General features: G+C 44.2%; 11 protein-coding genes. 8 read left to right on the forward strand and 3 right to left on the reverse strand.

What is annotated here, in order from left to right:
- Positions 1–12 precede the first annotated feature (12 nt).
- The 5 genes from BM021_RS04910 to BM021_RS04930 all read left to right on the forward strand — a co-directional run bounded on the left by BM021_RS04910 (position 13) and on the right by BM021_RS04930 (position 9,797).
- Positions 13–1,242 (forward strand): ChaN family lipoprotein, encoded by a 1,230-nt coding sequence (locus tag BM021_RS04910; protein ID WP_090719479.1) that lies wholly within the window; start codon positions 13–15, stop codon positions 1,240–1,242.
- A gap of 126 nt (positions 1,243–1,368) precedes the next feature.
- Entirely contained in the window at positions 1,369–3,294 is a 1,926-nt protein-coding gene (locus tag BM021_RS04915; RefSeq protein ID WP_256207775.1) for a M1 family metallopeptidase, read from the forward strand.
- 342 nt (positions 3,295–3,636) lie between these two features.
- A complete protein-coding gene (locus tag BM021_RS04920) occupies positions 3,637–4,257 on the forward strand; it encodes a PEP-CTERM sorting domain-containing protein (protein ID WP_090719483.1) in 621 nt (206 codons plus the stop codon).
- 217 nt (positions 4,258–4,474) lie between these two features.
- The gene (locus BM021_RS04925) at positions 4,475–5,776 is read left to right on the forward strand and encodes a DUF2130 domain-containing protein (protein ID WP_090719485.1); all 1,302 of its coding nucleotides are present in this window, start codon (positions 4,475–4,477) and stop codon (positions 5,774–5,776) included.
- Positions 5,777–6,029: 253 nt separating this feature from the next.
- A complete protein-coding gene (locus tag BM021_RS04930; protein ID WP_090719487.1) occupies positions 6,030–9,797 on the forward strand; it encodes an ATP-binding protein in 3,768 nt (1,255 codons plus the stop codon).
- Here BM021_RS04930 and BM021_RS04935 read toward each other — a convergent pair.
- Positions 9,794–11,029: an EAL domain-containing response regulator gene (locus BM021_RS04935; RefSeq protein ID WP_090719488.1), complete on the reverse strand. Its 1,236-nt coding sequence runs from the start codon at positions 11,027–11,029 to the stop codon at positions 9,794–9,796. The two genes, BM021_RS04930 and BM021_RS04935, sit on opposite strands and share 4 nt — an antisense overlap.
- A 166-nt stretch (positions 11,030–11,195) precedes the next feature.
- Positions 11,196–11,828, reverse strand: coding sequence for a CDP-alcohol phosphatidyltransferase family protein (locus BM021_RS04940; RefSeq protein WP_371116134.1), 633 nt, complete (start codon positions 11,826–11,828; stop codon positions 11,196–11,198).
- A 104-nt stretch (positions 11,829–11,932) separates the two neighbouring features.
- Between BM021_RS04940 and BM021_RS04945 the strand changes: the two genes are divergently transcribed.
- Together BM021_RS04945 and BM021_RS04950 are read left to right on the forward strand one after the other, a co-directional pair.
- Positions 11,933–12,688 carry an endonuclease/exonuclease/phosphatase family protein gene (locus BM021_RS04945; protein WP_090719492.1) on the forward strand — a complete coding sequence of 252 codons (756 nt, stop codon included), beginning with the start codon at positions 11,933–11,935 and terminating at the stop codon, positions 12,686–12,688.
- A gap of 95 nt (positions 12,689–12,783) precedes the next feature.
- Positions 12,784–12,975, forward strand: a complete 192-nt coding sequence (locus BM021_RS04950; protein ID WP_090719495.1) for a hypothetical protein — start codon at positions 12,784–12,786, stop codon at positions 12,973–12,975.
- 39 nt (positions 12,976–13,014) lie between these two features.
- Here the strand turns inward: BM021_RS04950 and BM021_RS04955 are convergent, their stop codons facing one another.
- Complete coding sequence (locus BM021_RS04955) at positions 13,015–13,869, reverse strand: Hsp33 family molecular chaperone HslO (RefSeq protein ID WP_090719497.1); 855 nt, start codon at positions 13,867–13,869, stop codon at positions 13,015–13,017.
- A 213-nt stretch (positions 13,870–14,082) separates the two neighbouring features.
- Here BM021_RS04955 and BM021_RS04960 point away from each other — a divergent pair, with 213 nt between their 5' ends.
- Entirely contained in the window at positions 14,083–14,283 is a 201-nt protein-coding gene (locus BM021_RS04960) for a DUF2905 domain-containing protein (protein WP_090719499.1), read from the forward strand.
- Positions 14,284–14,311: the final 28 nt, after the last annotated feature.

Here is a 14,311-nt window from a genome sequence, read left to right on the forward strand (position 1 = left end):
CAGGAAATCAACATGACAAATTTTAATACAACCCGACGCAACAGAATCTTGAGTTTGACCATATTGCTATTGAGCCTGTGTTGGAATAATGCCTGGGCTGAAATCAAGCCTGCGAAAAAACCAATACCCAGCAATTGCGTGGGGTTGGGGAGTTGGGTTATTCCAGGCTCTGGCCAGACCACGCAGCAGGATGTGATTACGCGTGCCGCGAAAGCATCGATTGTGCTGTTGGGTGAAACCCATGTCAATGCAGATCATCACCGTTGGCAACTGCAAACACTGATTGCTTTGCATACAGTGCGTCCTAATATGGTGATTGGGTTTGAAATGTTTCCGCGGCGAGTGCAAGCAGTGCTGGATCAATGGGTGGCTGGTGAGCTGAGCGAAAAAGAATTCCTGCAGGCTGCTGAGTGGGATCGGGTTTGGAGCACGGATGCTAATCTTTATTTGCCATTATTTCATTTTGCGCGCATGAATCATATCCCAATGCTTGCGTTGAATATTGAGCCTAGTTTGCGTCATCAGGTAGCTAAGAATGGTTTTTATGGTGTTCCGGTAGAAGAACGCGAAGGGTTGACGCGTCCTGCTGAGCCCAGTCAAGCCTATGTGGATTTCTTATTACCAATTTATAAACAGCATGATCGCAAAGACAAGAAAGAGGGAGAAATTACCCAGGATGATCCTGATTTCAGACGTTTTATAGCCGGGCAACAACTGTGGGATCGTGCAATGGCACAAATACTACAACAGGCGGTGGCAGGATCGGTTGGTGCGGAAAAACCGCTAATTGTCGGTGTGATGGGTACAGGCCATGTACTTCATGGTTTTGGTGTCACGCATCAATTGCAAGATTTAGGTATTAAGGATGTCGTGGCATTATTGCCATGGGACAGTGGCAAATCCTGCAAACACCTCGTCAAAGGTGTGGCAGATGCCGTATTCGGTGCTTTACCGTATACGGCTGCATCTGCACAGCCGCAATTTCAGCGCTTGGGAATTCGTTATGAAATAGCCCGAGGAGGTGCTCTTGTGCTGCAGGTCGAGAAAAACAGTATTGCTGAATCTACCCAGATTCAGGATGCCGATGTGATTCTTGAAATGGCCGGCGTGCCGATTAAAAACACCGAGGATGTGATCACCATCGTAAAACGTCAGGCGCCAGGTACTTGGTTGCCACTCAAGATCCGAAGGGATGACCAAGAGATGCAGATTGTTGCCAAGTTCCCGGCATTGCCGCATTAATGGGTATAACATGAACTTATGACTGGCCGCCTATTTATCAAAATTTATTTCCTTCTTTTATTAGCCTGTTTCATCACTCAGCCTGCTTTTGCTATCAATTTCAAGCATAATGAAATTGATTATGATATGACGGTCCGGATCGATCCGATTGCTCGTACTATCGAAGGTAAAAGCATCATTACAATTAACAGATCGAAGAAACTCACGCTGGTGTTAGGACAGGGTTATGAAGTAACACAGGCATTGTTCAATGGCTTTGCACTGGGCAGTGGTCGTGAGCATGCCGATCAACTTCACGCCTGGCACATTCCGCCGGATCTCAATCAACAGCACCAGCTCGAGATTCACTGGCGTGGCAAATTGGCGCAATTGAACACTTCACTGGATCATTCGCAAACTTTAGCTAGGCCTATCGCAGTTAGTGGTGAAGCCGGCACATTTCTACCCGATGCATCAGATTGGTATCCACGCATTATGAATGAATTGGCGCGTTATAAAGTCAAATTGGAATTGCCCGCCGGTCAGCGAGGTTTGGTAGCGGGTCGCCTGATCGAAGAAAGAGAATCGGCGCAAGGGTATCAAGCAATTTTCGAATTTCCTTTTGCAGCTGAAGGAATTGATTTAATGGCTGGACCCTATGTGGTTGAAACACAAACGCATCAAAGTATCAAGAGCCGACCGATTCAATTGCGCACTTATTTCCATCCGCAAATTAGCAATCTATCACGCGGTTATCTGGATGCCGTCAAACGATATCTGGCAATGTATGAGACCTGGATAGGCGAGTATCCGTATAGCGAATTCAGCATCGTATCCAGCCCCACGCCAACCGGTTTTGGTATGCCCACCTTGACTTATCTGGGCATCAACGTGCTGCAGTTGCCATTTATCCGCGATATTTCGTTGGGTCATGAAGTGCTGCATAACTGGTGGGGGAACGGTGTTTATCCAGATTATCGCCGCGGTAACTGGTCGGAAGGGCTGACCACTTTTATGGCCGATTATGCATATAAAGAACAGGAAAGCAGCGAAGCCGCGCACGAAATGCGCTTGGGCTGGTTGCGTGATTTTGCTGCATTGCAATTAGATCAGGATGCACCGCTTACGGCATTTACATCGCGTACCCATAGCGCATCGAAGATTGTCGGTTACAATAAAGCTGCGATGCTGTTCTTTATGCTGCGGGATTATCTGGGTGAAGCGATTTTTTATCGCGCTATCCAAGGGTTATGGAGTACACAACGCTTTAAAATTACCTCGTGGCAGCATCTGCAGAAAATATTTGAAATGGTCTCAGGACAAAATCTGCAACCTTTCTTTGCTCAATGGCTGGAACGTACTGGTGCACCATCCATCACTATTAGCGAAGCGAGAAGTAACCCGGCAGGATCAGGCTATGAGTTAAGTCTTACACTGAGACAATCTACACCGACCTATCAGCTGCGCGTGCCAATTGCTATCCAGAGTCAGGAAAGAACAGAAACCCACTGGTTCGATTTATACAAAGACCAGCAGACTTTCGTGCTGACATTATCGGATCAACCGTTGTCTGTCTCGCTTGATCCGGATTTGCGCTTATTTCGTCAACTCGCACTTGGTGAAGCGCCACCGATTCTGCGTGAGGTGATGGTCAACCCTGCTACAGAAACCATGGTATTGTCTGATAAAGACGAGGTCCGCAAGATCGCAGAGACTCTTGCTAGTAAATTGCAGCAGCGATCGCCAAAGATCATTGCAGCCGAGCAGCAGCCATTCGCAGTTCCCACCCTGATCATTGGCCTGCAGCCTGAAATCGATGCCTGGCTTGCCGCCAGAAACTTGCCATCCACTCCTGATGAAATTCGCGCTAAAGGCACAGCACAAGTCTGGACACTTGCACGCGCCAGCGGCGCTTCACTGGCTATCGTTTCCGCACAAAATGCCGCTTCGCTTGAAGCACTGATACGTCCGCTGCCGCATTATGGGCGACAGAGCTATATTGCATTCGATGATCGGCACGCGATAGAAAAGGGAATTTGGCCGATGCAGGTGCAACCAGTGAAAGTTGAATGATGAGTAGGGGACTGAGGTTAAATCTTCATCGGAATATTGATAAATTATTGGCTATCTGAGCAGATTAACCTTATTATTGAATCTATATTTCAATTACTCCAAATTTCTGGCTGCGGAACAGGTGCAGTTTTCTTGTCTTATATGGAATATGTGATGTTACATTAGTAACAGATTGGTTTAAGTGCCTATTTGCGGCTAGTGTCTAGGCTATTCTTTGCTGATAATAAGTCAATATAAGTCAATTTTTCTAAGCAAATACGACTGGTCTCTCACTGTAATAGATAATTGGCGCGCCATTAGAGTTAAAGTTTATTTTAACTATTTCCAAACATGGAGGGTTTTATGCAAATCAAGCAAATACTCATAAGTGTTGTAGCAGGATTGAGTTTACTGTTCGCTACTCAAGCTAGCTCCAGTGCAGTAATAATCAATACAACTTATGACTTAATAAGAGAGGGTCTCAATGCGACTGAACCGTTCAACAACGGTACAGCTACGATAGCCAATGGTGACCATGTGGAACTGAATGTTTCTTTTGCCAACAATGCCTCACTTACCATGGGTGATGGAAATGAAGTTTTTCGTGGGTGGCTATCAGCAGGAGATAACGATAGTAGTTTCACAATTAATAATGCCACTATTGAGTTTACCGGATTCTCCGGAACGGGTGGTGCATCATCTCTATATCATTTGGGCACCCAAAGCCATGGTCTTGCACATCTCGGGCCACAGTTGATCGATTTCTTGACGACTGACCAAAGTGTTACATTTACCGGATATAAAGTAACTTATGATGTTCAGAGTATCGCAAAAAGCCCGCACGACTACGGAGAGCTTTGGTTTTTTGCAAGCGGAAGAAATCTTAGCATAAGCCCAATTCCAGAGCCTAGTAGTGCTATCCTCCTGCTGGTCGGATTAATGGTTATCATTGCTTGCTGCTATCGCAATAACGGCAAAAGTTAGTTCGGAGCAGTTCGAGTTATCCGCCGTGTGTATCACCTGCAGTGGCAGTGGTTACCGTGGCAGGTTTTAGCTTGCTGTACGACATCATTTTTCTTGCTGTTGCAGGTTTTATGAGTACAACAAGCCATTTAATCAGTGAGATTATTTGATTTCGATTTTAATCCTTTGACTATCATTTACATCAATATGATTTTGTTTAGTATGGCAAGATGAATTTATGACAGAACCCACGATTATTTGCCCGAACTGCAAAACACAGATCAAGCTAACTGAATCATTGGCAGCACCGCTGATTGAATCTACTCGCAAGCAGTTTGAGCAACAACTGACACAGAAAGACAGTGAAATTATCCAGCGCGAGCAGGCTATACGCGAAAAAGAGAAACAACTGGCAGAAGAAAAGCGCAAATTTGAAGATCAGGTAGCTGTTCAAGTAGCAGAGCAATTAAAAGTTGAGCGTGTCCGTGTTGTTGCGGAGGAGTCCAGGAAAGCCAGGCAGGCTGGTGCTGTCGAATTAGAAAGCAAAGCGCGTGAGCTGGCAGAGCTACAAGAAGTGCTTAAAGCCCGTGATGAGAAATTGGCTGAGGCACAAAATGCACAAACTGAGCTTCTCAAGAAGCAGCGTGAGCTCGACGATGCTAGACGTGAACTGGAGCTTACGATAGAAAAGCGAGTACAGGCTGAATTGTCCGGAATTCGTACGCTTGCTCGAAAGGAAGCTGAAGACGAGCAGAAACTGAGGGTAATGGAGAAAGAACAACTCATTGCCGCAATGCAAAAGCAGATTGAGGATCTCAAACGCAGGGCCGAGCAGGGCTCCCAGCAATTGCAAGGTGAAGTACTGGAACTGGAACTTGAAAACCTGCTGCGTAGCAAATTTGCTTTTGATGCTATCGAACCTGTACCCAAGGGTGAATACGGTGGAGATGTATTGCACCGCGTTTTCGGCACGGGCGGCCAACCCGGCGGGACTATTTTATGGGAATTCAAACGTACCAAGCACTGGAGCGATGCCTGGCTGGTAAAACTTCGTGATGACCAGCGGACCGCAAAAGCCGAAATCGCCGTAATCGTAAGCCATGTATTGCCGAAAAGTATTGATACTTTCGAAATGATTGATGGCGTCTGGGTAACTCATCCGCGTGCCGCTTTACCCGTTGCCATGATTTTGCGTCAGTCATTGCTGGAAATTGCTTTGGCACGCCAGTCATCTGAAGGTCAACAGACTAAAACTGAAATGATTTATCAGTATCTTACCGGTCCACGTTTCCGACAGCGCGTGGAAGCCATTGTTGAAGCTTTTTCTACGATGAAAGAAGATCTCGATAGAGAAAAGAAAGCCATTATGAAGCAATGGGCCAAGCGTGAGGAGCAGATTGATCGCGTGATGGGCGCGACGGTTGGCATGTATGGGGATCTACAAGGGATTGCAGGGAAATCGTTGCAGGAAATTGAAGGGCTCGATCTATCACTATTGGAATCAGATGGGAGTGCAACAAAAGCGCTGCCTAATTCTTAATTAATCAGTTAAAGCATAGAACACTGCAATACTGCGAAAGGAAGTCTGGTGCATTTGCATGATCATTCTTCATAATTTATTCCAATGGCTTATCTTTTCGCCCTAGAAGCAAGTGCTTAACCCTATAAAAACTAAACTACCTTCCTGCCATGGTATGATGTTCTTAATGAGTTAATCTGATACTGGTAGGAAAGGTGATCTTTTTAAAAAGTAATCCATCAAGTTTTGCTGCAGTTACTGTAAGGAGAAATTGATGAAATTTACTTCGCTCACACAGCGTTTCGCTGTTTGGTTTACATTAGTTTCTTTGCTGCCAATATTAGTCATTGGTAATAGCCTGCTGCACACCTTTGAAAAAGAAATTAAAAAGTCAGCTATCCGCAATGTCTCCGCGATCGCAGATAAAAAGGTCGAGCAAATCGAAAGCTACCTGAAGGAACGCTTACTTGACGCAAGTTTGTTACGTGATGCCCAAACAACCTATGATGCCATCGTTGAATTTACCAGAATCTTTGAAGAAAGTGGCGTCGATTCTGATGAGTATCGTCAACTGGATGCCACCTACCGCGCGAATTTTCGCCGCTTCGTGGAGGAAGCAAAATATTACGATTTGTTTCTGATTTCTTTGAAAGGCGATATCGTATACTCAGACGCGCATGAGTCTGATTTTGCAACGAATTTGTTTACAGGCCCCTATCGTGACACGGGGCTGGGCAAAGTTGCCCGCTATGTGTTAAAGCATTCAGAAAGCAGTATTTCAGACTTCGAATTTTACGAACCATCCAATGATGCCATCGCTGCATTCGTGGGAGCACCCATTATCATCAATGGAGAAATAAAAGGTGTACTAGGGTTACAGATATACAGTGAACGTGTAAATGCCGTCATATCCAATAATGTGGGATTGACGGATAGTGGCGAAACGGTTGTGGCGCGCTTTGAAGATAGTCAGACTGCATTGGTAATGGCGCCACTAAAGTTTGATCCTGGAGCTGCCTTAAAGCGCCGAATTCCTCTTAATGTGCCACCCTCTTCCGAAGCCATGCAAGGTGCACTCAATGGTGAATCTGGAGGAGGGTTGACCTTAGATTATCGAGGTAAGGAAGTGGTTGCGGCATGGCGCTACCTGCCACTTATGAAATGGGGCATTGTAGTACACATTGATGTGGATGAAGCATTTGCCTCTGTGAACAAGGTACATTTTGTCGGCTTAGTGCTTCTGGCTCTGACATTACTGACTGCCCTATTGGGAGCCGTGCTGTTTAACCGCCGTGTTGTGAATCCCTTAAAAAATCTAAATCAAAGTGCCTTGGAAATCTGTGCAGGCAATTTACACCAACGTGTTGCGATTGAGGGCTGGGATGAGATGAGACAATTGGCAAACACATACAATACGATGGTGGAGCGATTGAATGCCAGCAATCAGGAGCGTGACAAGGCAGAAGACAATCTGCTGCAGCTTAATCAGGAACTGGAACATCGCGTGACCGAGCGAACTGCTGATTTGCAGCGTGCGAATGTATCTTTGGCCATTAAGGAAGAAGAAATGCGCTCTGTTGTTGAGCACATGGTGGATTGCGTCGTTACAACGGATGAAAAAGGCACGATTCTCTCGGCCAATCCTGTGATGGAAAAGCTATTCGGTTATGGTCATGACGAGGTGATTGGGCAGAATGTGTCGATCCTCATGCCCGAGCCAGATCGCAGCAAGCATCAAGGTTATATGGAAAATTATTGCCATACCGGGCATGGTCAAGAGTATATCGGTCGTCCCTACTTATCTGGCTCACATGGTATTGGTCTTGGTCGAGAAGTTGTAGGTATTAACAGGAGCGGTGAACGTATCGAATTGTATTTGGCAGTCAGTGAGTATTTTGTCGGAGAAAAGCGCCACTTCACAGGAGTGATGCGTGATATTCGTGAGCATGTGCGCATCATGAAGGATTTAAAGCAGGCCAGAATTGAGGCTGAACAGGCAAACAAAGCCAAATCTGCATTTCTTGCTGCCATGAGTCATGAAATCCGCACGCCAATGAACGGCGTGATTGGGATGGTCGATGTGCTAAGGCAAACCAGTCTCAGCGGTTATCAAATGGAAATGGCCAATTTAATACGGGACTCAGCGTACGCTTTGCTGGCTATTATTGAAGATATTCTTGATTTTTCTAAAATTGAAGCAGGCAAACTGGAAATAGAAAAAATTCCTATGCGCCTGACCAGTGTGGTAGAAAATGCCTGTGGCATGCTGGCGCACCTGGCACTCAGTAAAGGAGTGGAGCTGACCCTGTTCATTGATCCTGCAATCCCGGAAAATGTGTTGGGAGATCCATTGCGTTTACGTCAAGTGCTTGTCAATATCATTAATAACGCGATCAAGTTTTCAAGTAGACCGGAAAAAACAGGCAAGGTATCGGTGCGGGTATTATTGACTGAATCTAAGCCTGATCAGGTTGTCGTCACATTTCAGGTCACTGATAATGGTATCGGAATGAGTAAAGAAACCCAGGAAAAGCTTTTTAAATCCTTTTCACAAGGTGACGCCTCAACCACAAGACGTTTTGGAGGAACCGGGCTCGGATTGGCTATTTCTCATCATCTGGCTGAATTGATGGATGCAGAAATAGCAGTACAAAGTGAGCTCCAGCAGGGTTCCACGTTTATTATCCAGATGCCATTTAAACCTTTACCGGCTACTCCCGTCACAGGTAGTAAGATGGATGATCTCACCGGTCTACACTGCCTAATATTAGGCAACGGAGATGGTATGAGCAATGACCTGGCTATTTATCTGAGCAGTGCTGGAGCGACTGTCGAACAGGCACCTGATTTGGGCTCAGTTCGCCAGCTTATTCAGAGTCTGGTTCCTGGCTTATGGGTGGTGGTGATAGATGCCGGACAACAAGAAGCACCTTCCATTGAGGAACTACGTGCTGCATTTGCAGAACGCTCTACGGTATTAAAGAGCGCAGTCAAAGCTGGATCTGCTGCTTTGCGGTCTGATGTAGAACCCCACTTTATCATCATCAAACGAGGTCGCCGTCGGCAAGCACGTATTGAAGATATCGATATTGTCACACTGGATGGGGATGTCATGTATCGCCAATCCTTGCTTCGGGCAATTGCCATTGCTGCTGGAAGAGTCGGTACAAGTGAGGAGAAAATGCCATCTACTGAGGCACTTAAATCAAGGCCTGTGCCTGTTTCACGTGAAGAAGGCTTGCGGCAAGGTAAGCTGATATTGGTAGCCGAAGATAACGATATTAACCAAAAAGTAATCAGGCAGCAACTTGACTTACTCGGTTATGCTGCAGATATCGCCAGTGACGGAAGTGAAGCGCTAAAACGTTGGCAGAGCGGAGATTACGCTTTACTACTGTCAGATTTGCATATGCCTGAAATGGATGGTTTTGAGTTGACCAAGAATATCCGCACTCAAGAAACTGACCAGAAACATATTCCCATTGTTGCACTTACTGCGAATGCAATGAAAGGCGAAAAGGATCACTGTTTGAGCGTTGGTATGGATGACTATCTAAGTAAGCCAGCGCAACTTGAAGACTTACGACTAATTTTAGAAAAGCATCTATCAGGCAGTAAGAGTAAGCTCGTTGCAGAAACCGAACCACCTGTTCAACCTTCCATATTCACTTCTGAAGCGGAATCAATGCTGATTCCGGTTGATATCCATGTGCTTGAGAAATTAGTAGGAGATGATCCGGAAACCATTAAAGAAATGTTACAGGATTATCGCGCTAGTCTAGAAAAACATATTTTAGAGTTACGGGCTGCTTATCAAGCGCAGCAGTTTGCAACAGTTGGTTCAATTGCGCATAAACTTAAATCCTCATCACGTTCAGTAGGTGCACTTACGTTAGGTGAGTTGTGTGCAAAAATTGAACAGGCAGGTAAGAGGAATGACAAGCAAGCAGTGGCGGAATTATTGCTAAGTTTTGATGCAGAAGTTATTAAAGTTGAAACATATCTAGGGTCCCTGTACGAAAAGAATAGAAAGGGCGATTAAGATTGTGCAGAGCTAGTGATTAATCCATTGTGCACCCGATCTTCCCAACCTTTCATCCAATTTGAAAAATCGGCAGCCTGCAGTGGCCTGGAAATAAAATTACCCTGCGCTAGATCGCATCCGGTTTGACGTAAGAATTCCCAATCCTTCTGATCTTCAACGCCTTCTGCAACAGTTTCCATACCTAATTGTTTTGCCATGGACAAACTGGCGTCATAAATAGCCCGCAGAGTGTCATCCATCCACGCGCGGTGAACAAAACCCTGATCGATCTTGAGTTCATCAAAAGGAATATCCCGTAATTGGGCCAACGATGAATGTCCGGTGCCAAAATCATCAATCGATAAATGAAACCTTTTGAGACGCAGTCGAGTCAGAATTTCAAGTGGAATTCGTGCATCAGCGCTCATTAATTGACTCTCGGTTACTTCTAGCACAATTTTTTGGGGTGGCAGATCGGCATCAGTCGCCAACTTGACCACGAGATCCTGAAAATCCAACGATGTCAGGTTATCCATTGAGACATTAATGGCTACGCGCAGAGTCAGTCCGCTTTGGTGCCATAGTTTGGCTTGCGTAAATGCATTCGTTAGCACAGAGGTGGTCAGTTCATTAATGAGATGACTTTCTTCGGCAATACTGATAAACCGGTCTGGAAATACCAAACCATCGACTGGATGATGCCAGCGTACCAGTGTTTCTACACCTATCACTTCACCCGTTGCTACGGATACCTTCGGCTGATAATAGTTCACAAGTTCGTAGTTGGAAATGGCAGACCTTAATTCTTCGGCGCTGTAAATTTTTTTATTGGGTTGTGGCTGGCTTTCTAAAGAATGAGGCTTCCACATATTCATTATTTCGGTCAACTTATCGGGATTAACAGGTTTATGCAAATAGCCAAGCATCGGTATTTTATGTGCATGAACCAATTTCTCAGCAGTTCTTAACATACGTTCATTCTCACCACTGACTAAAATAAGATCGCCATGATATTGCCGGTCGACCAGATAACGCACAAATTCAATGCCATCCATATCCGGCATATTGAGATCGAGCAGAATCAAATCGGGGCAGGTAGCAGTATTATCGATCATTTTGAGTGCATCGCGACCATTGTCACAGGAACTTACAGAAGTATAGCCTTGCTTAACTAGCATCCGAGTCAGGAGCTTGAGCATAAAGGTGTCGTCATCGAGGATCAGGATTTTAATATCGGATGCACTGTGCATGGCTTGTTTTTTTCTTTAAATGATAAGATGGGGAGAGTCAACGATGATTTTCCGCTTTTAAGACACATGATCATACACTGTGTTTCAATATGATGATAATAATTAGATAATTCAGCTAATTTAATAGCACATGTCATTATTGATGACTGTTTCTATCGAACATCCATCAATTAATTTCGGCATTTTGATTTTTTCCTAAAGCCTCCTTAGTTGGAGTTTTCTCCTGCCTGTATTTTAATGCCTGCCATACTGTTCTGATATCCACAAGCTCATGCTGAATTAACAATGTAATAGCAATCTCCTCAGTGGCCGCATACAGACAAAATAAGGCCGCTATTCGGAACGGCCAGTCAAGTAGGCCAGTAAAAAGTAAAATATAGCTGATAATAGTGACTGCTACCGCGAGCTTTACACTCCATGTGTGATAGCTACTAACGGTATGAAATTTGATAAAACTGATCAATACTGGCAATGTAAAGCTTAATACAATAATAGTGAAAGAAAGCTTTTCTCGTAGTATGATGTCCGGCCATAATATCCATGCACAAATGGCCATGGTTGAATAAATGATGAAATCACCCCAGCTGTCAAGGCGGGAACCCACCTCGGTTATCTGGTTCAATGCTCTGGCAAGAAAGCCATCCAGTACATCCGTAAATACTGCCAATAGTAATACGCCAATGAACCAGTAGGGTTGTTGAGTAAAGGCAAAGTAAAACAGCGCTGGTGCCATTAATATTCGCATCAGGCTAATCAAGTTAGGCAAATTAATTAGTTGGTCTTTAGCATGGCTCATCATAATAATGCATGGCTAAAATTCAATTATTACTGTGTAATCGAAATAGGTAACAAGAAATTCACTACAATTATGACTTGTAAAGAGCGCGAAAATTCTAAAACCTTATGTCTGGCACATCAATAAAAGTTCTGACTTATAATATTCACAAGGGATTTAGCGCGACCAATTTGCGTTTCATTCTGCATGAGATCAAGAATTCACTACGCCATATTGATGCTCATATTGTTTTTTTGCAAGAAGTGCATGGCGAACGTAACATATCCAAAAGCCATTTTGACAATTGGCCTAGCAATCGGCAATTTGAATTTCTTGCTGATCAAGTTTGGCATCATCATGCTTATGGAAAGAATGCGATTTATAAATCGGGGCATCACGGCAATGCTATCCTGAGCAAATATCCGTTTGTCGAATGGGAGAATATCAATGTCTCCATGCTACGATCAGCCAGTCGTAGCCTGTTGCATGGCGCAATTCAGATTCCTGGAACCGATCAGAAAATTCATGTTATTTGCGTCCACCTTGGCTTATTTGGACTGGAAAGAGAGCAGCAACTCTCAACGCTGGCTAAACGCATCAGATCCCATGTGCCATCCGATGAACCACTAATTATTGCGGGTGATTTTAATGATTGGCGTGGCCGCGCTGAATATTACTTGCATCATGATTTAGGTGTTAAGGAAGTTTTTAAAAATACTCATGGTTCTTATGCACGTACTTTTCCTGCCTGGTTACCTGTATTATCAATGGATCGTATTTATTTCCGCGGCCTCGCGGTTGTTAATTGCATGCATTTACATGGCGCACCTTGGCGCCGATTATCGGATCATATACCGTTGTTTGCTGAATTCAGGTTGATTTAGCTTTCTATCAAACATCAGTAAGCACTGTTTTCCCACACACAAATCAATAAATCAAAGGTATTGGGACTTCAAGTTCATAAGCGGTAGAGAAATAAATGATAAATGGCTCACCAAATTCAGTATGCTGCACCGCTCAGCCGCAGTTAGTTAAAGAAATTCTTGAACTGATGGAAGCCAGTGGAATTCAGGCAAGACTTGATGAGCAGTGCGGCTTTGATCATGGCTGTGGCTGCAGAGAAAGGGGTTTTAATCACAAAGCTGATGCGGAACTGAGTTCATCCAATTGAATTTATGCAGTAATGGATATGCTTTATATGTAATACAATTTAGTGAATTGTCGGTCCGGCTTCGCGGAATATGGCATCAATCATTAATGCATCCAAGCGGTATTCACGATTACAAATATCATCATTGATAATCACCTCACCAAATTCCTTCAGGATTGAATCTACTTCTTTACGACCCAGTAAGCGCAGCATGGTATAAATTTTTGCCGGATCTTCATTGCAGCCATAGTGGACGGTTTGTGCGTCAAAAATACGGATAGTTTCTTCAAAAAACAGGCGGGTTAATATTTCTTCAGCAGCGAGATGAAATAAGGCTTGATCATTAACCGTCGCGGCTAGCGCTTCAGCACGTACCCAGCCATCCGGATCCTGTTGGTCGGCGGTTGGCAATTTTTGTAACAGCAAACCGAAGATAGTCTGATTTGTAGTAGCAAGAAAAAGGCGCGACGGCAATTGTTCAGATTGTTTGAAATAATGCTCAAAAATTTCAGTGATATTATTGCCATCCAGTGGAACGATGCTTTGGTAAGATTCGCGCATGGAGGGCATATCCAATGTCAATAATAATTGGCCATAGCCAAGTAATTCGGGTACCGGTTGCGGTTCAATTTGCTGTACACATTTCGCCATGCCTCGTATGTGCATACTTTCGTTACAGTCGATAACCAGCATGGAAACCGGGCCACTGCCATTCAATTGAATGGTTAAACGGCCGGTCTGTTTCAGATTATCACTCAAGAGGAGTGTGGTTGCACTCATTTCTCCTACTAACTGAATGACAGGTTGCGGATAATTGCGACCTGATAGCATTTCTTGCCATACGGAATCAAGATGTACCACGGCGCCACGTATGTCCAGATTTTCTAAAAGAAAGCGCTGTACGTAGTTACTCATTTATAAGACCTCAGATAAATTGATCAATTGATATATTGTATTATAGACGATTGTTCTACAATGCTATTCATACTCGGGCATCATCGGCATCAATAATGTTGCTATATAATTGCATAAATGCCTGTAGTACAGGCATGAGTTGAATGTGAATAATCCCTTTGCTAGTATGTGTTGATGTAGAGCAATAAAAGAGATGTTCTAAGCTGAAAGATTATGCAACAACTACTGATTACTCTGGGAATTATATTATTATTGTTAGGTATCGCGTGGCCTTGGATTTCACAATTACCATTGGGTCGATTGCCAGGTGATATTCACATTGAGCGTGAAAACTTCAGTTTCCATTTTCCCTTGATGACTGGCTTGTTAATTTCCATCGTGATTTCACTTATATTATGGTGGACACGTAAATAAAGCCTGTGATGATTACCATAGATAATTT

Source organism: Nitrosomonas sp. Nm166, assembly GCF_900112825.1.
In the GTDB taxonomy this organism is placed as follows: Bacteria; Pseudomonadota; Gammaproteobacteria; order Burkholderiales; family Nitrosomonadaceae; genus Nitrosomonas.

What these genes read in the sequence shown, in the direction of transcription:
- BM021_RS04910 (WP_090719479.1), top strand. Translation starts at nt 13, where the DNA reads ATGACAAATTTTAATACAACCCGACGCAACAGAATCTTGAGTTTGACC.
- BM021_RS04915 (WP_256207775.1), top strand. Translation starts at nt 1,369, where the DNA reads ATGACGGTCCGGATCGATCCGATTGCTCGTACTATCGAAGGTAAAAGC.
- BM021_RS04920 (WP_090719483.1), top strand. Translation starts at nt 3,637, where the DNA reads ATGCAAATCAAGCAAATACTCATAAGTGTTGTAGCAGGATTGAGTTTA.
- BM021_RS04925 (WP_090719485.1), top strand. Translation starts at nt 4,475, where the DNA reads ATGACAGAACCCACGATTATTTGCCCGAACTGCAAAACACAGATCAAG.
- BM021_RS04930 (WP_090719487.1), top strand. Translation starts at nt 6,030, where the DNA reads ATGAAATTTACTTCGCTCACACAGCGTTTCGCTGTTTGGTTTACATTA.
- BM021_RS04935 (WP_090719488.1), bottom strand. Translation starts at nt 11,029, where the DNA reads ATGCACAGTGCATCCGATATTAAAATCCTGATCCTCGATGACGACACC.
- BM021_RS04940 (WP_371116134.1), bottom strand. Translation starts at nt 11,828, where the DNA reads ATGATGAGCCATGCTAAAGACCAACTAATTAATTTGCCTAACTTGATT.
- BM021_RS04945 (WP_090719492.1), top strand. Translation starts at nt 11,933, where the DNA reads ATGTCTGGCACATCAATAAAAGTTCTGACTTATAATATTCACAAGGGA.
- BM021_RS04950 (WP_090719495.1), top strand. Translation starts at nt 12,784, where the DNA reads ATGATAAATGGCTCACCAAATTCAGTATGCTGCACCGCTCAGCCGCAG.
- BM021_RS04955 (WP_090719497.1), bottom strand. Translation starts at nt 13,869, where the DNA reads ATGAGTAACTACGTACAGCGCTTTCTTTTAGAAAATCTGGACATACGT.
- BM021_RS04960 (WP_090719499.1), top strand. Translation starts at nt 14,083, where the DNA reads ATGCAACAACTACTGATTACTCTGGGAATTATATTATTATTGTTAGGT.